This is a genomic window from Paenibacillus sp. FSL H8-0168 (assembly GCF_038592955.1).
GTDB classification, from domain to species: domain Bacteria; phylum Bacillota; class Bacilli; order Paenibacillales; family Paenibacillaceae; genus Paenibacillus; species Paenibacillus polymyxa_B.
Genome location: NZ_CP151948.1, coordinates 3,288,654 through 3,309,841 on the forward strand (window position 1 = coordinate 3,288,654; position 21,188 = coordinate 3,309,841).

Below are 21,188 nucleotides of genomic sequence, written 5' to 3' on the forward strand. Positions count from 1 at the left end.
GTACAAATTACTCAGTCAGTGATGGATAACGCCAATCATCTTCCTCATCCGCTTCTTGTTGATCTTCCACGTTCACAGATAGACCCGAGCTTTTCCAACGTTGCATCATTTCACTAGACATATAATGATAGCTCAAATCCAGATGCTTCAGCCCTTTTATACTTTCACTAGCCAGCAGCGCTTCTGCACCTTTATCAGACAACGTACCTTGTGAGAGATCCAGCACTTCCAGTTGTCCAATCACAGGGGCATTAGCTGCTGCAATTGCAATTTCATCCTGTATTTCACTATCTTTCAGTCCCAAGTATGTAAGTTTGGGGAAAGGATTGCTATTCAAAAACGGCAAAACATCTTTCAGGTTACCGTCAAAACCATAGTTATCGACACCCAAATACAGTTCCAGCTTGCGCAGTTCAGGCAGTTCTGCATTGTGTATTTGCTGAAGAACGCTCACAGGCAGGCCACCACAAATAATAACTAATTCCTGAAGGTTGTTATGACGAAGTGGTTCCAGACTCAGGTCCTGGCTTCCTTTGATATGAAAGGACTCCAACGCTGGAAACGCTTCTAATAACGGGGATAGATTCGTCTGGTTAATCCATGAAACCTCACACTCATCATATTCCATATCACCAATAAACAGCTTGCGTAACTTAGGAAAATGATCTTTAAGCTTCACTAACACTGGGATGAAATCATCTGGTGAGCTCTCATAGGCTCCACCCCAATCTCCAATGATCAGATCCGTAACTTCCGCGCTCTCCGGCTTGGCTGCCAGTTCCTCAAGCAATTTTGCCATCGTTTGGCCACTCTCATAAGCTTCAAAATCCACTACCAATTTTACTTCCATCTTACAATTCCTCCGATCACTTATCTGAGAATGTAATAAAACTTGAAAACTATCTATTTCCAATTTAGTCTATCCTATTCTACCAATGTTCGTCAAAAATAGTCCTAAATCGACATCAATCCTATGTAAAATGTGCTCAATGAAATCAAAACAAGACAGCCCACTAAGCAGGCTGTCTTGCACATATGTCTATAATAAACTTCTACTATTATATAGCAGTAATTCTAGAACCAAATTATTGGCTAATTGTAATCGGTGAGTTATCGGACAGCAATGCCAGATTATTCACGATCACATTCTCCTCATTGCTCAAGCCACTGGTAACGAGTGTTTGTGAACCTGCCGTCTGAACAGTCTTCACTTCCTTACGTTTCGCATGGTCTCCGTTTACAACATATACATATTCTTTACCTTGATCCTTTTGAACTGCCGCAGTAGGAACCACAATGCCTTCTTGTGCATTGGCAGCGACAAAGCTGATATCAGCCAACATGCCGGATTTCAGTTTTGTGTCTGGATTCGCAACTGAGATTTTTACAGGATAGCCTTTTCCACTTGCATCCAACGGGCTTACATTTTTAACTGTACCTGTTGTTACAATGTTGGAAGCTGCAACACGAACCTGTACCTTGTCACCTACTTTTACATTGTTGATCTGTTCCGCTGGAACATAGATTAATGTATTGACCGTACTCAGATTCGCAATGACCAGCGCAGGAGATTGAGCGGATACCATTTCGCCTACTTCTGCATTTTTCGTACCCACAATACCATTAATCGGTGATGTAACAACGGTGTCATCCAATGCATCCTGAGCAATGTTTACATTCAGCTGAGCCTGCTTAAGAGATTGTTGGCTGGACTCGATGACCGCAGTATTTTGAGATACTTTGAGTTGGTTTTGCGCATTGCTGTAGCCACTATTGGCATTACTGTAGCTATTTTTTGCTGAATCATAGCTGTTGCGAGCTGTAGTCAAGGCCTTCTGCGCAGCTACCAACTGATCTTGTGCATTAGCCTGCGCATTTTGTGCATTATTGTAAGCCGCTTCCGCATTCACAACTGCTGTTTTGGCTTGTTCTAATTGTGCTTGAGTGCTCGCACCTGCATCAAATAGACTTTGTGTACGTGTTACATTCTTCTGTGCATCTGCCAAAGCTTGCTGCGTTTGTTTCACCGTATTGGCTGCCGAGGAGACACCATGTGTTGCTTGTTCTACGGCTGTAGTGGCTTGATTAATAGCCCCCTGTGCCTGATTGATTGCGCTTTGGGATTGAATCACGCCGCTCTTGGACTGCACTAAGCCCGAGTTTGCTTGAACCATCGTAGATTCGTGGGATGCTTGAGCGGTGCTTACTCCGGCTGCTGCCGCAGCTGCTGCGGCGCGAGCTTTCGCAACATTATTCCGCATGTCTTTATCATCAAGCTTGAACAGTACTTGGCCCTTTTTAACCTCGGAGCCAATATCCACAGGCAGCTCAACCACTTTACCGCCCACTTTAGGCACAATGTTCACCGTCTCCGAAGGTGTTACCGTTCCTGTATAAATATTTCCCTGTCCGATGATGCCTTGCTGTGCTTGGCTGATTTTAACCGGAACGACCATGTCCTGAGCCGCCCCGCTATTACTGGAGCAGCCTGCCAGCACTGCGCCGCCGAGCACTAAAGCCGCTAATGTACTTTCTACTCTCAATATTTTCATGATAATTCCCTTTCTTTCTGTCCGTGGAAATAATGTAAGTCATCCAGTCGATATTTTGTACTTCACTTATTAAGCTTCCGGCTGTGTCTTTGCTTTCTTCCTCTGAATAAACAAAAAGATGAGTGGAATTGTGCAAAACAGCGGTATGGATGAAATGAGGAACGTATCCCCAATTCCTCTTGATGTAGCATCCAGTGTGATTAAACTACTTATGGATGACATCCATGAGCTGCCCAATGTCGCTTGAAGCGCATGAGCCGAGTCTGGTGTAATGGACTCCGAAATTTGCTGGGCATGAGCAGCCGAACGGCTTTGCATAATGGCGGTTAACACCGCAATCGCCATAGATGCAGCCACAGTACGTACCAGATTGGACGCTGTAGACGCATTGGCTACCTTGCTCGGATGAACGGCATTCATGCCGACCGTGGACAATGGCATCATACAAATACCAATTCCCAGACCCCGTAATGCCATTACGGTTTCCAACCAGGCATGCGAAGTATCTGGCGTAAGCTGGTGAAGATGATAGGTCATAAAGCTGGTTAGCGTCAGGCCCACAAGTCCCAAAGGCACAATGCCGAACTTATCGAATAGCTTCCCGGCAATAGGCATCATAGCCGCCATGGCAATGGCCTGTGGAATGAGGATAATACCGGTATCAATCGGTGACACACGCTGGATATTTTGCAAAAACAACGGTGTTAGGAACGTTCCTCCGTACATCCCCATCATGACCAGACTAGAGGCAATCACACTAATCGTATACTTTGAATTCTTGAATAATGAGATTTCAATTACAGCATTATCCTTGCCGCTTTCTACATAGATCAGAAAAACAAGTGCCCAGAAAGCAATAAACAGCAGGGATACAATTCCAAAAGAAGTCCAGCCATCACGCTGGCCGTTTGTCAATGCGTACAAGAGTGTTCCGGCACAAGTTGCGGCCAGCAAAAATCCCGGTAGATCAAACGGCTTCGGCTCTACTTTAGGCGGTTCTTTGATTAGAAGAATAACCATTAAAATTGCAAATAAAGCAACTGGCACACTGACAATAAACAAGAATCGCCAGTTAAACCACTCAATTAAATATCCGCTGAGCGTAGGCCCTACAGCCGGCGCTGCCATTGCGGCGATCCCCCATATACCAAGGGACATACCGATTTGTTCACGCGGCATAATTTTGTAAATAATCGTCATACTCAGCGGCATAATAACACCACCGCCCAGACCAGCCAGCACCCGTGCTGCGATCAGGGAAGAATCACTCCATGCAAAAATACATATTCCCGTTCCCAGCGAAAATACGCTGAGCGCAAGAATCAAAAACTTTTTGTATCCGAGGCGCTGCTCCATATATCCGGTAATCGGTACGATTACACCAGATGCAAGCGTGTAACCTGTAATAACCCACTGAATACGTGTCGTCGTAGATCCTAAATCTGTCGTCAATCTAGGAATGGCGACATTGATCAGACTGTTGTTCAGAATGGCGACAAAGGCGCCTAAAACGATAGCGAAAAAGGCAAGCCAGCGTTCTTTGGAAGAATCTGTCGAAGGAGCAGCAGCAATATCATTGGCAGCCACATGGACCCCTCCTTTTTAAGGTGTATGAATTTTTACTTCCACGTTCGTTCCAGGAATAAGCTTCAGATCCTTCGGCTTGTTCACAGCAATCTCTACAGGCACACGCTGAGTCACCTTGTTAAAGTTACCACTTGTGTTCACTGCAGGAACGAGTGAGAACACGGCGTTGGAGGCTTCGCCCACTTTACGAACTTTACCCTGAATCACCTGATCACCTGCTGCATCAAGCGTAATATCAACAAGCTGTCCTGGTTTAATACGGTTAATATCAGTTTCTTCAATATTCGTAGATACGTACAAGCTGTTCATATCCACCATAGTTGCAACAGCACTACCCGGCGATCCGATTTCATGCTCTTTCGAATAAATCTTAATGACGGTTCCGTTGATCGGCGCGCGCAGTACGGACTTGCTGATCATGCTCGCATCCAACCCCGATACATCCTGCTCGGCAATCGGTTCATTACGCTGAACAACATCTCCTTCTTCCACATCAATGTGACTAATTTCTCCAGAGATTTGCGGCATTACCTTATATTGATCGGCTTGAACGCGCGCATCGTCACTTTTAACAAAGTGTGTTGCTTGATACCAATAATAGTAGCCAATAGCTCCACCGCTCAGAATGAGCAGTACAATGAGGATTGGCAATACAGTTTTCTTACTCACTTCTTCCACCCCTGTTGTCCAAAAAATTTTTATTATTCAACGCTAATATTTTAAAATTGAAATATTAGGCCATTAAACCAAATAGAGAACGTAAATAAACACATGGCAACATTCCATGCAAAAGACAAGACAGGACTATCTTATGTACATAGGACAATCTGATCCATGGTCCAGAAACCGTCTTTTATATTTAAATATTTTCATATAACTATTGTACATTGAAATATTATAGATATATTTATCTATTCAGGCAACATAAATTTTCAGTTTTTTCATAATTTTTTTTCATAAAAAAGAACCTTGTTTCCAAGGCTCTTTCACGAAAAGGGATAGTTTACAATTAAAGGGTTACACAGTAACGTTAAGAGAAAGGCGTAGGTACAGCTGACCGTTGTTTGCAGTTTTTCGCCTCCTGCCCTTCCTTCGTGTTCTTATTCATTCTGTTTCCCTGAGAAACTTGCTCCCCTATGCACCCCCCGCAACGGCAGCGTTCTGCCGTCCCATGTACATCCTCTTTGGAATCCCGTAATAGCCGTACGTAATCCAGAGATTGCTGTAAAGAAGCAGGTCCTGGAATGAAACGGACCTTCTTGCCTTCCAGCAGACAGTATACCTCAATAAGCTGAGGAAGAGCTCCAAATGCATAATAACAAAATACATTTGTCATATGTTGGAATGTACTGACAACGTTAGGATTATAGTCAACGATGTACTTTTGAATGAGCAGGGAATCTGCTTCTGCTGATAGTTGCCAAGCAGCCTGAACAATAAGCGAAATATTGACCTCTAACTCAGGCACAGACGTACAAAATTGTTCATACAGCATCACAGGCACCATCAAGTCATTATTTAAGCCACAAATTTTTGACAACTCACCTGACACTTTATTTTTGACATCCCAATAATGGAACAAAGATTCAAAGCTGTTTGACTGCTTGGGCCACCATTTCTCCAGCACATACTGGACAGGGACTTCCCGCCGTACCTTTACTTCCATTCCAAAGTATTCGTTGAGCGCATGCCCTACTGCATATTGAACCCGTTGCCGCCAATTCCAGCCCTCACGCCCTCTTTTCCTCTGTGATTGACGGATTGGCTGTGGAGTTCTCCACATCTCCTCCAGCTGATAGTCGTGCAGAAGAGGAAAGCCGCTTAAGCTATCGCTATTGCGCATACCTATCACTCACTCTCTTCTCAGGACACTTCAATACCAGCCTGTGCAAATTGTCTTCCGTAAGCTCGGCAATTCTCCTTGTCATCATCCAATGGATTGAATTCAATCTTCAGACTCTCTTGAATGACCGATGCACCGCGTTCTTTGACTTTTTCCTCTACCAAGTCCACTGCGCCACAGAATTGCGTATAAGATGTATCTCCACTGCCAAATACTGCGGTCTTTTTACCAGACAAATCAAGTTCGTCTAGTTCCTCATAAAAATCCAAAAATTCATCAGGAAGCTCACCATCTCCCCATGTATATACACCCAGTAGGAACCCGTCATATGCGAGCAGTTCTTGCGCGCTGCAATCATACGAAGCCTTCAACTCCGCCTCATGCCCTGCCTGACGAACGCCCTCGGCGATCAATTCCGCAATTTCCTCTGTATTACCGGTCAAACTGGCATAAGCAATCATGATTTTACCCAAGTTCATCCCTCACCTTTATTTGAAATATGGGATGCTTTCACTCCCTGTTACTCAAATAATATTTGATAATGATTCTCATTGTCAAATATTAATTTCAAAAACTAGCTTTAATCTTGGGGAGATATACGCAAAACAGCCGCATTACATGCGGCTGTTGGCTGATAAACTCTATGGATAAGCACATTAAATTAGAGGCTTGTTTAATTAAGTAGAATTTCAGCTGTGTTGATAAAAAATATTATGTACGTACAATTCAATCCGTTTTTCATTATTATAATAAAAAACGGATTGTTGTACGTACAAGTGGGATTGATTTCATTTTAATATGGAAGCGCTATAATTACAAGTACATCCGAGAAAAAATATTTTAGACCATTTGACTACTTACTTATTTATGTAATCATTCGATTGTTGCTGAGGTTTGTTGTACAATAGACTCCATATGGGGATTTCTGTGCAGCTTGCTGCCTGAATCCTGAATTGACTGCTGAAGGATGGATTGTACATGTATGTAGCACAAGAATGGAAAGACTATGAAGTAATGGATACAGGCGGTGGTGAAAAACTGGAACGTTGGGGTGATATTGTCCTGCGTCGTCCCGATCCGCAAATCATATGGCCTTTGGCCCAGGAAACAGCCGAATGGCGTAATGTTCATGGGCATTATCACCGCAGTTCCTCCGGTGGCGGCAACTGGGATATGAAAAAACCTATCCCCGAGCGCTGGACAATTAGCTATGGACCGCTTAAATTCCACATTAAACCGACCAGCTTCAAGCATACCGGTCTTTTTCCGGAGCAAGCAGCGAACTGGAGCTGGATGATGGATAAAATCAAAGGCGCAGGCAGACCGATTTCCGTACTGAATTTGTTTGCATACACGGGAGGAGCCACGACTGCTGCTGCGTATGCTGGAGCCAGTGTAGTTCACGTGGATGCCGCCAAAGGCATGGTGCAGTGGGCAAAGGAAAACGTTCAATTGTCCGGTCTGGCTGACCGTCCGGTACGCTTTATTACGGACGACGTATTCAAGTTCGTGCAACGAGAACAACGTCGGGGCAACCGTTATGATGCCATTATTATGGACCCTCCTTCTTACGGACGCGGACCGAACGGAGAAACTTGGAAGCTTGAAGAAAGCTTATACCCGTTTCTCGAATCCTGCATGAGCATCATTTCAGATCAACCGCTGTTCATGCTGATTAACTCCTATACCACAGGTATTTCGCCTACTGTATTGCGCAACATGCTGAGCATGACCATGCAACAAAAGTACGGCGGACAAATTAGCGCTGGTGAAATCGGATTGCCGATCACACGCTCGGGATTGAATTTGCCTTGTGGTATTCTCGGACGCTGGGAGGCTTAAATTCCTCTTATGACTCAAAATGAACTTACCCGGCATGAGCATGCACTGCCCAACATTCCTGTCCTATATGAGGACAATCATGTTTTGGCAGTTGTAAAGCCTGTCAATGTTCCAACACAAGAGGATGCCAGTGGTGATCCTGATCTGTTGTCTTTACTCAAGGAAGATCTAAAAATCAGACACAATAAGCCTGGTAACGTTTTTTTGGGCTTAGTTCACAGACTGGATCGGCCTGTAGGTGGGGCCATGATTTTTGCTAAGACGTCCAAAGCTGCTTCTCGCCTGTCAGAGTCGGTACGAAGTCGTCATTTTCACAAACTGTATACCGCAGTTCTGAATGGCGTTCCTACGGCCCCACAGGGCCGTCTAACCCATTATCTGCTAAAGGATAGCCGTACCAACACAGTTCAAGCGGTTCGGCCTGGCACGGCTGGTGCGAAGGAAGCCATTTTGGAGTACCGCGTGATCGGACAAGCAGATGGACTCAGTCTCGTGCAGATTAAGTTGCACACCGGACGCTCACACCAAATTCGTGTGCAAATGCAGGCGATCGGCTGTCCCCTCTACGGTGACCAAAAATATGGCGGTCATCTGAGCCGACCCGGTCAACAGCTGGCGCTCTGGTCCTTACTCGCTGGAGCACCGCATCCGGTTAGCAAGGACGATATGAGATTTCACTCGTTACCTCCTGTCCAATTTCCATGGAATGAATGGCCAAGGTCTCTTTATGAGAACATGATTACGTCTGAAATTTGAATCGGAAAGTCCTGCTCTATCTGAATATCGATCTTCAACCCCATTTGCACAAAGAACCTGCAGCGCATGTGAACAAACATGCATTCCAGGTTCTTTTTTTGCAGAAAATTAAATTAATGCGTCATCTCATCCTTTTATGACGAGGAAGCCACGGACTGCCCCTTCTTGCTGTTTACCAGCTGTTGACGGGGTTGGGCGTTTTGTGCATTCGTATTTTTGATGAAAAATGCTAAAATCAGAGCGGCCACACTCAACACTGTTGCAATGATAAAAGCCGAGTTAATCCCATAAATCGTAGCTTGATTACCTGCAGCCAGCATCCCCGCTTTATCCGTCACGCTTAGTCCCTCAGATGTAACAATCGATGTCAAGCGGTTGCTGCTTTGTGTGGACATCACTGTCACCAGAATTGCTGTCCCAATCGAGCCGGAAATCATACGCAGCGTGTTACTCATTGCCGTACCATGTGCATTCAATCGTTGCGGAAGCTGATTCAACCCGGCCGTTTGGATCGGCATCATCAGCAACGACATCCCGAACATCCGCACCGTATAATTAATTAACAGTGTCATATAGGTGGTTGTTTCGGTCAACCGCGTAAATTCCCAAGTCGTTATAGCCATAATCAGCAAGCCAATCACAGACAACCAGCGTGCTCCAATTCGGTCAAAAATAGCCCCCGTTACAGGAGACATGAGCCCCATCAGAATCGCTCCCGGTAACATCAACATACCAGACTGGAGCGGTGTAAAACCCCGAATATTTTGCAAATAAATCGGAAGCAATATCATACCGGCGTACAAAGCCATCGTCACAATCACATTAATGATTGTCGTCAAGCTGTACACATCGTATTTAAAGATACGGAACTCCAGCATAGGCTCATCTGCCTTCAGTTGGCGAACAATAAACAAAATAAGCGCAATTGTCCCAACGATAAGCGTAGACAGGACTGGAATACTTCCCCAACCTGATGTTCCTGCATCACTAAAGCCGTATAACAGTCCACCGAAACCGAGCGTAGACAAAATGATGCCGGGAATGTCCAGCTTTGGCTTGGACTGCTCCGTTACATTTTTCAGAAAAATAAATCCGATCACAATTGAAATTACTGATATCGGCAGGATGATCCAGAACAATACCCGCCAGTCATAATGCTGTACTATATAACCGGATAAGGTTGGCCCAATGGCTGGAGCAAAACCCATCGCAATCCCCAGGGTTCCCATCGCCCGGCCACGACGCTCTATTGGGTAGATGTTCAAGATAACGACCATCATTAAGGGCATCATGATACCTGCCCCCGCGGCCTGAATAAGCCGACCGATAAGCAATATGCTGAAGCTTGGCGCTATAGCACATAACAGCGTCCCGATTGAAAAAATAGTCATCGCGCTAATAAACAATTTACGAGTGGAGAAACGGGCAATCAAGAACGCGGTCACCGGGATCAATACCCCATTCACGAGCATAAAGCCCGTGCTGAGCCACTGAGCTATATTGGCATCTATATTCAGATCACTCATCATTTTCGGTAAAGCCACACTGATCAACGTCTGATTTAATATCGCTACAATCGCGCCAATCAACAGAGCGGCCACAATGGGTGCTCTGCGTACATTACCTGGTAGTGTCATTTGAGGACTGCTCAAGTTGATTCATTCCCTTCGATGTTAATTTCATGATCATTTGTTTATGGATATCCAGGACCATCTCTAGCTGCTCCTTCGGGATGTCCAGAATGGGCAAGACTCGCTCCATCCACATGGCGTCTACTTTTTGCATGATATCTTTTCCTTCCGGCGTAAGCGTCAACACTAAGGATCTACGGTCATGTTCATGCCGTCCGCGAGCAATATATCCCGCCTTGGTCAAGCGGTCAACCACCCCACTCATAGAGCTGCTTCCCACATGCGCTATGTCTGCCAACTCGGATAACCCGATGTTGGGGCGTTTATTCAGAATGGCCAAAGCCATATGTTGAATGGCCGTCAGATCCAAATGCTGCTCCTCATTCCAGAAGGCATAAAATATCGTTTTGTTAACCTCCCTTACCGATTGAATAATCCGGTACACCTCAAGTCTGTCTTCCTCTCTGTCACTCACTGAAACCATCCTTCTTTCTAATACCCAATTCACAATCCATATACATAAACAAGCAACTATTTGTATACGAATTGTTATTTATTTATAACTATTATTTTATCATCTCTTATGTAAATGTCAACATTCACCCAAATATCACCTATACTTCAACACAAAAAAGCGCGGTATGAATACCACGATAGGTATTTACATCCGCGCACTCCTACTTACCTTAAAATGATAATCTGCTGCGTACAGCTACTTTTCATGTAGCCACCATTCTAGTTATTCTGCTCGCTCTATTGGTTCCTTTACTCCCTCAGTCTCACTTGCCGATACTGAAGTCTTCGCCTTCGTTGTAATTTTCCCCAACAAATAAACCAGCAAATTTTGATTGTGCTGAGAAATTCGGTTTAGTGCAGAACCCAGAAAATCATCCCGTATTCGTAATCCACGCTCTACTTCTTCTCTCCCTTGATCCGAAATGACAATCCATACAATTCTACGGTCTTTTACGTCTCTGAAACGGGTGACCAGTCGATTCCGTTCCATCCGATCCAGCAGCATCGTAACCGCGGCTGGTGTGGTGGCGAGATATGGGATTAGTTGAGACGGTTTCATACGGCCGTATTCGTTCAAAACCTCCAGCACCGTAAGTTGAGCTTCGGTTAGTGATGGAGCCAGCTGCTGCTCCATATGAACCTTATAATCCTTAGCCATTCTGGACCAGATTTTCGCAAATTCGGTCGTTTGCATTTTGCCTCACTCCTTTGAATAACAGGGTCAGTAAAAGCATCAAAGTTACCGTATGGGCCACCGTCCGGATTGTATTTCATCACATTAAATTTTCGCCATTCAGCCCTGGTTTCCTGCCGTTTTTGGAGCACGAAATGAAAAGGGGAAGGAAGTCTCACCTCGGTTTTGAAGGCTGGTCAGAGTTCGACACCATGACGGCAAAAAGGTCCTCATTCGTGCCGGAATGGCACGAGAGGACCTCTCTTTTTCGAGCTAATAAGCGCTTGACTTTCCTATTATTCTATGGACTGAGAAGTTTGCGGCTCACTACGCAGCAGCACATTCACAATTTCGTCCTTCTTCTCCACTGGAGCCAGCAGCTTGCCTGTATCCTTTCGGTCGGTCAAAGGAGCCTTTTCCGAAAGGAAGGACATTGTTTGTCCTTCTGCTGTGATTGCAAATAATTGAACAGCTTCACGGCAATAGAAGGCAGCCACGATTCGAGTTCCATTCGAACGTACTCGTTTGCCTTCCTTGAACTCAAAGGTAGTGATACCTTTGCCGCCTCTTCCCTGTGTAGGATAGTCCAACAGAAGCGTACGCTTACCATAACCAGACTCGGTCAGCACCAACACTTCTCCTTCATCCTCTTCTACCCATAACGCCGCGATAATTTCATCGCTTTCCGCTAGCTGTATACCTTTGACACCAGCCGAGACGCGACCCATAGCATTAACCTCTTGCTCCTTGAAGCGTATACTCATACCCGCGCGGGTAATCAGCATAATATCCCGGGTACCCTCGCTTAACGTTACCGATAATACCTCATCGTCCCCTGCTACTTTGCAGGCGGCTACGGCACTAGAACGTTTTGTAGCATATTCTTTTAATTCTGTACGCTTTACTTGGCCCTTCTTTGTTACAAATACTAGACTTTTGCCGATTTCCTCGATGTTTTTGAGCGGGATAACACTTACGATACGATCTTCCTTCGATAACGGAATAACGTTGACAATTGGTGTGCCCGGCTCTCTCCACTTATACTCTGGCACCTGATGTACAGGTAATAAAAAGTATTGTCCTCGCTGGGTGAAGACGAGCAATATGTCCAGCGTATTCACATCAAGCAATTGGGTAACGTAATCCCCTTCTTTAACACCGGAACTTGAACGTTCCCCGCCTGAACGAGTGAATGACAACATACTTGTACGTTTCACATAGCCATCTTTTGAGAGTGTCAGCAACACATCCTCTGCTCCCACCATGACTTCCAGGTTCACCTTAATCTCTTCTACCTCGCCCTGGATATCTGAACGACGGTCAATGCCGTACTTTTCGCGAATTTCCAACAGTTCCTTGCGAATTAGGCTAATCAGCTTGCGATCACTTTCCAGAATAGAACGATATTGCGCGATTTTTTTCTGGATATCACCCAGTTCTTTTTCAAGCGTGGTGATTTCCAGATTGGTGAGACGGTACAACTGCAAGGTCAAAATAGAATCTGCCTGCCGTTCGCTAAAACCAAACATCCATTGCAAATTATTTTGTGCGTCCTGGCGATTTTTGGAAGCTTTTATAGCTGCGATGACCTCATCCAGAATGTTCAGCGCCTTGACCAAACCTTCCAGCACATGGGCACGATCCTCTGCCTTTTCCAGTTCATACTGGATACGGTGAGTGACAACTTCGCGTTGATGGGCGATATACGCTTCCAAAATGGACTTCAGCCCAAGCTGATGTGGCGCCTTGTTCACAATAGCTACCATGTTGAAGTTATATGCCACCTGTAGGTCGGTTTTTTTCAGCAAATAAGCTAAAATCCCTTCCGCATCGGCTTCCTTCTTCAGTTCCACAACGATACGCAAACCATTTCGTCCACTTTCGTCACGAACCTCGGCAATCCCTTCCACCTTTTTCTCCAGACGGATATTTTCCATGGCGGTTACGAGCCTTGATTTGACGATCTGATATGGGATTTCGGTAATGACCAGCTGCTGCTTACCTCCGCGCAAAGACTGAATTTCCGTTTTGGAACGAATATAAATGCGTCCTTTTCCCGTGCGATAAGCGTCCTTGATGCCTTCGCCACCCATAATGAGTCCACCCGTCGGGAAATCAGGACCTTTAATAAAGGTCATAATCTCTTCCAGCTCAATCTCGGGCTTTTCCATCACCGCAATGCTGGCATCAATAACTTCGCGTAAACTATGTGTAGGAATCTCTGTCGCAAATCCCGCCGAGATCCCACTGGAACCGTTCACCAACAAATTTGGATAACGAGACGGCAACACAACGGGCTCTTTGGCCGAGTTATCAAAATTGTCCTTGAACAAAACCGTACGCTTTTCAATATCGCGCAGCATTTCCATTGCGATCGGAGACAAACGAGCCTCCGTATAACGCATAGCTGCCGCCGGATCATCATCCTGGGAGCCCCAGTTACCGTGACCATCCACAAGCACGTGACTCATTTTCCAAGGCTGCGCCATCCGTACCATGCCGTCGTAAATCGACGAGTCACCGTGAGGGTGATAATTACCCATAACGTCCCCAACGGTTTTGGCTGATTTACGATATGCTTTATCCGGCGTATTGCCCGAATCGTACATTGCATACAGAATACGACGTTGTACGGGTTTTAATCCATCTCGCACATCGGGTATCGCCCGATCCTGAATAATATATTTGGAATATCGGCCAAAGCGGTCACCGACCACTTCCTCCAGAAAAGCTGGCAAAAACTGCTCCGATAAGCTCATGTATACACCTCTTTTGATAGCACTACTCTACGTATTCCGTGAAATCTACGTTTTCCACGATCCAGCGCTTGCGCGGATCCACCTTATCACCCATCAAAGTGGACACCCTGCGTTCAGCCTTGGCTGCATCCTCTATCTGAACGCGTAACAAGGTGCGTGAATCGGGATTCATCGTTGTTTCCCATAACTGATCAGGGTTCATTTCCCCAAGTCCTTTATAGCGCTGAAGCTCAAAATTTCGTCCAAATTCTTTTAAATAATTATCAAGCTGCTCGTCAGTCCAAGCATAACGCACCGTTTCGAGCTTACCCGACTTTCGAGTTATTTTATACAATGGCGGTTGAGCAATAAATATGCGTCCTGCATCAATAAGCTCTTTCATGTACCGATAAAAGAACGTCAACAACAGCACTTGAATGTGCGCACCATCTGTATCTGCATCGGTCATAATGATGATTTTGGAATAATTGCTGTCTTCCAGCGAAAACTCTGTTCCTACTCCCGCACCAATAGCTGCTGTAATAGCACGGTACTCATCATTCTTCATAATATCCGCCAGTTTGGATTTTTCCGGATTCATCGGCTTGCCCTTTAGCGGCAATATGGCCTGAATTTTGGAATCCCGTCCCTGCTTGGCTGAACCTCCAGCCGAATCGCCTTCCACAATAAACAACTCATTACGTGTAAAATCCTTGGACTGCGCAGGCGACAGTTTACCATTCAAATTGGAACTTTCACTGCGCTTTTTACCGGAACGCATCTCATCTCGAGCTTTACGTGCAGCTTCACGCGCTCTGGATGCTTGAACTGCCTTCTTGATCAAAGTTTGTGCTATCTGCGGATTTTCTTCCAAAAAACGCTGCATCTGCTCAGATACGATGGCATCCACTGTACTCCGTGCCGAAGCGCTACCCAGCTGATCCTTTGTCTGGCCGACAAATTCAACTTCAGCCATTTTGACACTGATTACAGCCATCATGCCCTCACGTAGATCGTTGCCCTCCAAGTTTTTATCCTTTTCTTTCAACATCACCGTTTTGCGCGCATAGTCGTTCATGACACGAGTGTAAGCGGTTTTGAATCCCGTTTCATGCGTACCTCCGCCACGTGTCGGAATGGAGTTAACGAACGAAGCAATCGTCTCTGTATAACCCGCATTGTACTGGATGGCAATCTCTACTTCAATGTCTTCTTTCTCGGCATTAAAGTGAATAACGTCATGCAGCACATCCTTGCCCTCATTCAGAAAAGCAACAAACTGACTTGCGCCACCCTCATAAAAATACTCATCTGACTTTCCGCTGCGTTCGTCTTTAAGTTGAATACGAAGGCCCGAATTTAGAAAAGCAATTTCCTGAAGGCGCTCAGCCAACGTATCGTAGTTAAAATGAATGCCTGCCTGAAAAACACGAATATCCGGTTTAAATGTAATTTTCGAGCCCGTCTTGTTAGTATTGCCCAGCACTTCAAGGCCTGTGGTCGGTTCTCCGACATGCTCCACGCCCTTCTTGTCCTGCCAATATTCAAACCGCTGACGGTGAATCTTGCCGTCCCGGTAAATTTCTACTTCAAGCCATTCCGAAAGAGCGTTCGTTACAGACGCACCTACACCGTGCAGACCCCCGGACTTTTTATATCCCGAACCGCCAAACTTACCTCCGGCGTGCAAAATGGTGAATACAACCTGAGGCGTAGGAATTCCCGTTTTGTGCATTCCTGTAGGAATACCGCGCCCGTTGTCTGATACTGTAACGGAACCGTCCTTATGCATTGTAATATCAATGCGAGAGCAAAACTTGGCGAGATGTTCATCCACCGCGTTGTCTACAATTTCCCATACCAAATGATGCAGTCCCGAAGAACTGGTGCTCCCGATGTACATGCCCGGCCGTTTGCGAACTGCCACAAGCCCTTCGAGCACTTGAATGTCGTCCGCGCCATATTCTGAAGCTCCGCTTTGTGTGCCGGATACTCCCGCAGACAAGTCGATTTTGTCGACCATTCATGCTCCCCCTTTGTCTAATCGTAACCGTGTTTTGCCTTATTCTTGATGATTTTCACCAAAAATGCAAACAGATGTTTTCTTTTACCTTGTCCATTTTAATTCAATATATCCCGTTTCGTAAAGACGGCGAATGAAACAATCAATGCCGCAGCCCCCCAAATGCCCAGTACAGCTAAAGAAAAGGGTAAGGTCATTCCCTCAATCGGGGCGGGGCTTCCAGATAAATAATCGGTTAATTGGAGGTTAACCATAAATAAATATTTAGCACTCTGCCAAGATGAAGCCATGTTTGTCAAAATAGTGCCCGAAATAAGCGCAGCCATCATGACCACGATACTTGCCGCCGTACTTCGTACCAGGACAGATACCATAAAGGCTAACGAAGCTACCACAAGACTGACAAACCAGATCAATCCGGCTTGCAGCATCAGATAATGCCATTGTGGAATCGCATGTACAGCAGACAAATCCACCGTCGATCCAACAATTTGAAATCCGGTAAATACCGGAACATTAAAACCGCGAAAACCAAAAAACAAGCCTGATATGAGATAGCTAATTATAAATACAGCCAAAATGATGAGCGAGACGAACATATACAATGTCAACAGCTTGCTCAGCAGTATTTTCCACCGCCTGACTGGGCGAGTCAGCAACATTTTTATCGTGCCTGTCGTCCGTTCTCCAGAAACCAAGTCGGAGGCAATGGCCATAATCAACAGCGGAACGAACAGATTTATGGAATTATCCATAAACTCTCTGGTAAAGGTGACGCCACTCGGCTCATTAGGATTCACATCATTCTCCAAATAATATTGCATCTGCTGCACAAAGACCCGACGATAGGTCTTCCATTCCTCGGGAACCCGGTCACTTCCCAGCGAGTTTTGATTATCGGTAATTGCCTGACGCAGTTCAAGTCGCCAATCATTGCCGAATTTTTCGCGATTGTTTTCTGCCACTTTCATCTGAGCGTACGTAAAAATCGGCACAAGCACAAGTAAAACAAGTAAAATGACATAAAATCGTTTCTTCTTAATAATTTTGAGCGTTTCATTTTGTACGAGCGGTAAAATGTTATTCAAGTATCTCACCTTCCGTCATTTTCAGGAATAGCTGCTCCAGTGTAGGGTTGATTTTGGTTACACCTTTAACGGAAATACCGGAAGCCGTCATTTGTGTCACCAGCTCCGCAATATGCTCTTCATCCATTTCTGTAAAAATTGCATCGGCTCCGCTGCCTGCAACAATGCTGTCATCAATTAATTCATCGGCATTCGTAATCATTTGTACATGCGGAGAATTTTGCAATATCGCAAGACCCTGATCACGAGGCTCCAGTTGCCACACGGCCATGTGCGAGTGCGTCTCAACCAGTTCCCGTACACCACCTACAGCTAGCACCTTTCCCCGACTTATAATTGCCACCCGATCACATAGCAGCTGGATTTCGCTGAGCAAATGGCTGGAAACAAATACAGCCATGCCTTCTGCCGCTAGCAAACGGATAAAAGCTCTCATTTCCTTGATCCCCTTGGGGTCTAACCCGTTCGTCGGTTCATCCAAAATGAGTAATTTCGGTTTACCTAGCAAGGCTTGGGCTATACCAAGGCGCTGGCGCATTCCGAGAGAATACGTACTTACTTTATCATGGATACGGCGATCGAGCCGAACCAGCTCAACGACTTCGCGGATACGCTGCTCGTCTACACCAGGCTGCATACGGGCAAAATGCTCTAAATTCTCCCACCCTGTCAGGTAGCTGTACACCTCTGGATTTTCCACAATAGAACCAATATGCCGTAAAGCCTGCTCAGGGTCACGATTTACATTATGTCCACAGACAGTAATCGTCCCTTCCGTAGGCTTAATTAAATCGACCAGCATACGAATAGTCGTCGTTTTTCCAGCCCCATTAGGACCGAGAAATCCGAAAATTTCACCCGCACGAACGTCGAATGTGACATCATGAATGATCATTTTGCGTTTGATACGTTTCTTAACGTGCTGAACAGAGAGAACTGTTTCGTTATTGCTTCTGTCTCTGCCTGCGCTGCCAACCTGATTGGCGGAATGGAAACTGGACACTGCATCCCTTGATGTCGGATTTTGGGTTATTCCAGCCCCGGTCTTGTCAGCAGATTGGATGCTCATTACTTGTTCCCTCCCTTTTTCACTTCAGCGGGTTGGCTTGTAGACTGTTGTTCATTATCCACTTTATCGGCATCCTTCGTGGTTGCAACTGCAAACCCTTGCGCGATACGTTCAGCGATTGCCTGATAGCCCTGTCCGTTTGGATGAAAATGATCGGAAGATAAATAGACGGGCAAATTTTGCTGGAACAAATCGAAAGTTGGAACCAGAGTCATATTGCTGTTTTGGTTGGTAATTGCCATGGCAGCCAGATTCCATTCTGTGACCACAAGATTACCAGGAATTTTCATTTCCTGCAGATCACTGAATGGATTATATAATCCGACATAGATAATTTTAGCATTCGGATTGATTTTCCCTACCTTTGTCAGCACTTTTTGCAGACGTTTGGCGGCATCAGGCACAGCTTTACGCAAACCACTGAGTGTAGGTGGCTCTTTGCCAGTTTGGGCAGCCTGAGCCCCCTGAAATAAATCATTTCCGCCAATCGAGACAATAATGACGTTAGCCTTTTTCAACACATAAGAAACACCAGGCTCATCCAGCTTGGTCAATAGTCCTTGAGTCGTCAGTCCATTAATCCCCAGATTATTTATGAGCTGAGCCTTATGGCCTTCCTGATTATTTAACAAGCTCACCGACCGACGCACAAAACCACTTCCGGAGTCATCCCCCGTGCCTTTGGCTAGCGAATCTCCAATGGCAGCTACCCGAAACTCCCCCGTCTGATTAGTAGCGGATGGCGCAGTTTGTGTCTGCGATGAACCGGAATGTACAGGTTGAGTGCTAACCATTGGCTCTGGAGCCGTGATACTTTGTACTGCTGTAAAAAATCCGTACAATAATAGCAATGTGGCGGCAATGGAAACGGAGCCGACAGACCGCCAAATCCATTTTGATGAATTCACTCGTGTTCCCTCCTGATAGCTTAGTGAAATAAACATAAAGCTTCTCATATCATTTTGCAAATAAACCGTTCGGAATAAAAGCGCAATAAATGTTTAGAGTCACATATAATTTCCCATGAACATGCAAAAAAAGGATGGCAAATGACCATCCTTATATAATACTTTCTTGTGCGAACAGTTGATCTTCTCATCTCTAATCAGACGAATCAAACTATTTGCTATCAGGGATAAAACTTTTGATCCATTGTCCAAAACTGCCCGGATTTCGACTTTGAATCAGTACCGTTCCTTCACCGCGAAAGCGGCATACAAGTGCTTCTCCACTCGTTACGCTGGACAACCAGCCTTTAGATGCTTTTTCAATTTTATAATCCATATAATCCGGCCATGCCACCAGATGTGCATTATCAATAATACGCTCTTCTCCTGGCGCAATATAAATGGGATGAATGGCTCCATAAGAGGACAGGAATACCGTACCTCGACCACTGATTTCTACGATAAAAAAACCTTCACCGGAAAATAAACCTTTCATCAGGTTTTGCATTTTGGTGCTAACCTCAATGCCTTCCGTACAAGCCAGAAAACCGTCCTTTTGGACGAACAGCCTATACGTTCCATCCAGTTCCACCGCTTGTACATCACCTATACTAGCAGGGGCTAACAATACCTCAGCCGGTCCCCTGGCTGCCCTCAGTTCTTGAAAAAAGAATTTTTCTCCGCTCAGCATTCTGCCTAAACCACGTAACAGTCCACCGTCTACCGTCCCCTTTATATCTACACTGGAAGACATGGAAACCATCGCTCCCATTTCTGCTTTAATCATTTCCCCTGGTTTCAACTGCACCTTGAGCATAGCAAAGGCACCTTCATGCACGATTTCGTAGCTCATTTGTTCACCTGGCTTTCCATAAGTAGTCTGATATCTATTCAACTTGCTGCTATCATACTATAAATACGTCCCTTATGTCTTTTCTGGTATAAAGCAGTGGTTATGCCACTGGAGGATGAAGAGACACCAAAAGACCCGCTGAACGTGTCAGCGGGTCTCTAGATTAACGTCACGTCACTATCTTTTCGTAGCAGCGACATAACGTTGGGAACGTATTTACTATCATCTTAGTTACGTGTAAACTCTTGTACCCAATACCCATTGTAGTAAGCCACACCGATTTGTGTAAACTCTGCCTTCAAAATATTCTCACGATGTCCCTGACTGTTCATCCAGGCTTTCATCACTTCTTGTGGTGATTGTTGTCCCATAGCAATATTCTCACCCGCATACGTATAAGTTACACCGAATTTTTTCATCATATCAAATGGTGAACCATAGGTCGGTGAAGTATGGGAAAAGTAATTGTTCGTACTCATATCCTTCGCCTTGACTAAGGCTACTTCTGTAAGCTTCGCATTCGATGCGAGGGGCTTGAGACCTTTTTGGCTGCGCTCGTTATTTACAAGCTTTACAACCTCAGCTGCAAATTGGGATTTGCTGAGTTGTGCATCCGTACCTGCAGACTGACCCGCGCCTGAGTTTGTGTTTTGTTTTTGGGTCTGTTGCTTGGTACCAGACTGCGAAGCCTTTTGGCCACCCTGTTTGGTTGTTGTTTGTTTGCCGGATGAAGGATTTGCTGTTTTGTTTTTAGCCTTGTCCTTTTCAGAAACATCCTTAATTACGGTCTTTGTTATCGTAGTCGTCCCGTTGGACATATTGACGGTATATCCGTTATTTTGAAACCATTGTTGCAGTTGGGCAGTCAAATCGTCAGCTGGTGAAGCTGATGCCGGAACGATGAATCCTGCGGATAAAATGGCGCTAAGACTTCCCATCACCAGTGTTTTTTTCAACATATTCTTCATTTCGTCATCTCCTTGTTGTATAAATGCCTTGGTGTGAACGCGTCTGGTTACAACTTTGTAATCTTTACTCTAGCAGTATATCATGTTTTATAGCAGGATCAA

18 protein-coding genes are annotated in these 21,188 nt (G+C 45.3%); 2 read left to right on the top strand and 16 right to left on the bottom strand.

The features are described 5' to 3' along the window. Window positions 1-7: 7 nt before the first annotated feature. From MHI21_RS14520 to MHI21_RS14545, 6 genes are all read right to left on the bottom strand, one after another. Window positions 8-850 carry an STM4015 family protein gene (locus MHI21_RS14520; protein ID WP_341161240.1) on the bottom strand — a complete coding sequence of 281 codons (843 nt, stop codon included), beginning with the start codon at window positions 848-850 and terminating at the stop codon, window positions 8-10. Window positions 851-1,085: 235 nt separating this feature from the next. Continuing rightward, the gene (locus MHI21_RS14525; RefSeq protein WP_069289769.1) at window positions 1,086-2,552 is read right to left on the bottom strand and encodes an efflux RND transporter periplasmic adaptor subunit; all 1,467 of its coding nucleotides are present in this window, start codon (window positions 2,550-2,552) and stop codon (window positions 1,086-1,088) included. Between the two features lie 69 nt (window positions 2,553-2,621). Next, window positions 2,622-4,139, bottom strand: a complete 1,518-nt coding sequence (locus MHI21_RS14530; RefSeq protein ID WP_235309639.1) for a DHA2 family efflux MFS transporter permease subunit — start codon at window positions 4,137-4,139, stop codon at window positions 2,622-2,624. Window positions 4,140-4,154: 15 nt separating this feature from the next. Then, on the bottom strand, window positions 4,155-4,808 hold the full coding sequence (locus MHI21_RS14535; protein ID WP_250268677.1) for an HlyD family efflux transporter periplasmic adaptor subunit: 654 nt from the start codon (window positions 4,806-4,808) through the stop codon (window positions 4,155-4,157). A 361-nt stretch (window positions 4,809-5,169) separates the two neighbouring features. Then, complete coding sequence (locus MHI21_RS14540) at window positions 5,170-5,982, bottom strand: hypothetical protein (RefSeq protein WP_342418421.1); 813 nt, start codon at window positions 5,980-5,982, stop codon at window positions 5,170-5,172. 20 nt (window positions 5,983-6,002) lie between these two features. Further along, window positions 6,003-6,461, bottom strand: coding sequence for a flavodoxin (locus MHI21_RS14545; RefSeq protein WP_069289771.1), 459 nt, complete (start codon window positions 6,459-6,461; stop codon window positions 6,003-6,005). A gap of 499 nt (window positions 6,462-6,960) precedes the next feature. Between MHI21_RS14545 and MHI21_RS14550 the strand changes: the two genes are divergently transcribed. Beyond that, window positions 6,961-7,824 (top strand): class I SAM-dependent methyltransferase, encoded by an 864-nt coding sequence (locus MHI21_RS14550; RefSeq protein ID WP_028540694.1) that lies wholly within the window; start codon window positions 6,961-6,963, stop codon window positions 7,822-7,824. A gap of 9 nt (window positions 7,825-7,833) precedes the next feature. Next, complete coding sequence (locus MHI21_RS14555; protein ID WP_341161239.1) at window positions 7,834-8,580, top strand: RluA family pseudouridine synthase; 747 nt, start codon at window positions 7,834-7,836, stop codon at window positions 8,578-8,580. Between the two features lie 134 nt (window positions 8,581-8,714). Here the strand turns inward: MHI21_RS14555 and MHI21_RS14560 are convergent, their stop codons facing one another. From MHI21_RS14560 to MHI21_RS14605, 10 genes are all read right to left on the bottom strand, one after another. After that, window positions 8,715-10,217 carry a DHA2 family efflux MFS transporter permease subunit gene (locus MHI21_RS14560; protein ID WP_341163664.1) on the bottom strand — a complete coding sequence of 501 codons (1,503 nt, stop codon included), beginning with the start codon at window positions 10,215-10,217 and terminating at the stop codon, window positions 8,715-8,717. Beyond that, window positions 10,201-10,686, bottom strand: coding sequence for a MarR family transcriptional regulator (locus MHI21_RS14565; protein WP_342418422.1), 486 nt, complete (start codon window positions 10,684-10,686; stop codon window positions 10,201-10,203). Before MHI21_RS14565 ends, MHI21_RS14560 begins: the two co-directional genes overlap by 17 nt. Before the next feature lie 264 nt (window positions 10,687-10,950). Beyond that, the gene (locus tag MHI21_RS14570; protein ID WP_061831576.1) at window positions 10,951-11,421 is read right to left on the bottom strand and encodes a MarR family transcriptional regulator; all 471 of its coding nucleotides are present in this window, start codon (window positions 11,419-11,421) and stop codon (window positions 10,951-10,953) included. 275 nt (window positions 11,422-11,696) lie between these two features. Then, the gene (gene gyrA, locus MHI21_RS14575) at window positions 11,697-14,159 is read right to left on the bottom strand and encodes a DNA gyrase subunit A (protein ID WP_165177112.1); all 2,463 of its coding nucleotides are present in this window, start codon (window positions 14,157-14,159) and stop codon (window positions 11,697-11,699) included. A gap of 22 nt (window positions 14,160-14,181) precedes the next feature. Beyond that, entirely contained in the window at window positions 14,182-16,161 is a 1,980-nt protein-coding gene (parE, locus tag MHI21_RS14580) for a DNA topoisomerase IV subunit B (protein ID WP_028540692.1), read from the bottom strand. Window positions 16,162-16,259: 98 nt separating this feature from the next. Further along, complete coding sequence (locus MHI21_RS14585) at window positions 16,260-17,249, bottom strand: ABC transporter permease (protein WP_165177114.1); 990 nt, start codon at window positions 17,247-17,249, stop codon at window positions 16,260-16,262. Next, window positions 17,242-18,318: an ABC transporter ATP-binding protein gene (locus MHI21_RS14590; RefSeq protein ID WP_342418423.1), complete on the bottom strand. Its 1,077-nt coding sequence runs from the start codon at window positions 18,316-18,318 to the stop codon at window positions 17,242-17,244. Before MHI21_RS14590 ends, MHI21_RS14585 begins: the two co-directional genes overlap by 8 nt. Continuing rightward, window positions 18,318-19,262: a GDSL-type esterase/lipase family protein gene (locus tag MHI21_RS14595; protein WP_341161235.1), complete on the bottom strand. Its 945-nt coding sequence runs from the start codon at window positions 19,260-19,262 to the stop codon at window positions 18,318-18,320. The genes MHI21_RS14590 and MHI21_RS14595 overlap by 1 nt, the downstream gene beginning before the upstream one ends. 175 nt (window positions 19,263-19,437) lie before the next feature. Then, window positions 19,438-20,118 (bottom strand): TIGR00266 family protein, encoded by a 681-nt coding sequence (locus tag MHI21_RS14600; protein ID WP_061831571.1) that lies wholly within the window; start codon window positions 20,116-20,118, stop codon window positions 19,438-19,440. A 227-nt stretch (window positions 20,119-20,345) separates the two neighbouring features. Further along, complete coding sequence (locus MHI21_RS14605) at window positions 20,346-21,086, bottom strand: CAP domain-containing protein (protein ID WP_341161234.1); 741 nt, start codon at window positions 21,084-21,086, stop codon at window positions 20,346-20,348. Window positions 21,087-21,188 lie beyond the last annotated feature (102 nt).

Bases quoted from the DNA above. Each gene is read 5' to 3' on its own strand.
- MHI21_RS14560 (WP_341163664.1), bottom strand. From the start codon at position 10,217: ATGACACTACCAGGTAATGTACGCAGAGCACCCATTGTGGCCGCTCTG.
- MHI21_RS14550 (WP_028540694.1), top strand. From the start codon at position 6,961: ATGTATGTAGCACAAGAATGGAAAGACTATGAAGTAATGGATACAGGC.
- gyrA (WP_165177112.1), bottom strand. From the start codon at position 14,159: ATGAGCTTATCGGAGCAGTTTTTGCCAGCTTTTCTGGAGGAAGTGGTC.
- MHI21_RS14520 (WP_341161240.1), bottom strand. From the start codon at position 850: ATGGAAGTAAAATTGGTAGTGGATTTTGAAGCTTATGAGAGTGGCCAA.
- MHI21_RS14600 (WP_061831571.1), bottom strand. From the start codon at position 20,118: ATGAGCTACGAAATCGTGCATGAAGGTGCCTTTGCTATGCTCAAGGTG.
- MHI21_RS14540 (WP_342418421.1), bottom strand. From the start codon at position 5,982: ATGCGCAATAGCGATAGCTTAAGCGGCTTTCCTCTTCTGCACGACTAT.
- MHI21_RS14570 (WP_061831576.1), bottom strand. From the start codon at position 11,421: ATGCAAACGACCGAATTTGCGAAAATCTGGTCCAGAATGGCTAAGGAT.
- parE (WP_028540692.1), bottom strand. From the start codon at position 16,161: ATGGTCGACAAAATCGACTTGTCTGCGGGAGTATCCGGCACACAAAGC.
- MHI21_RS14605 (WP_341161234.1), bottom strand. From the start codon at position 21,086: ATGAAGAATATGTTGAAAAAAACACTGGTGATGGGAAGTCTTAGCGCC.
- MHI21_RS14555 (WP_341161239.1), top strand. From the start codon at position 7,834: ATGACTCAAAATGAACTTACCCGGCATGAGCATGCACTGCCCAACATT.
- MHI21_RS14545 (WP_069289771.1), bottom strand. From the start codon at position 6,461: ATGAACTTGGGTAAAATCATGATTGCTTATGCCAGTTTGACCGGTAAT.
- MHI21_RS14595 (WP_341161235.1), bottom strand. From the start codon at position 19,262: ATGTTTATTTCACTAAGCTATCAGGAGGGAACACGAGTGAATTCATCA.
- MHI21_RS14590 (WP_342418423.1), bottom strand. From the start codon at position 18,318: ATGAGCATCCAATCTGCTGACAAGACCGGGGCTGGAATAACCCAAAAT.
- MHI21_RS14525 (WP_069289769.1), bottom strand. From the start codon at position 2,552: ATGAAAATATTGAGAGTAGAAAGTACATTAGCGGCTTTAGTGCTCGGC.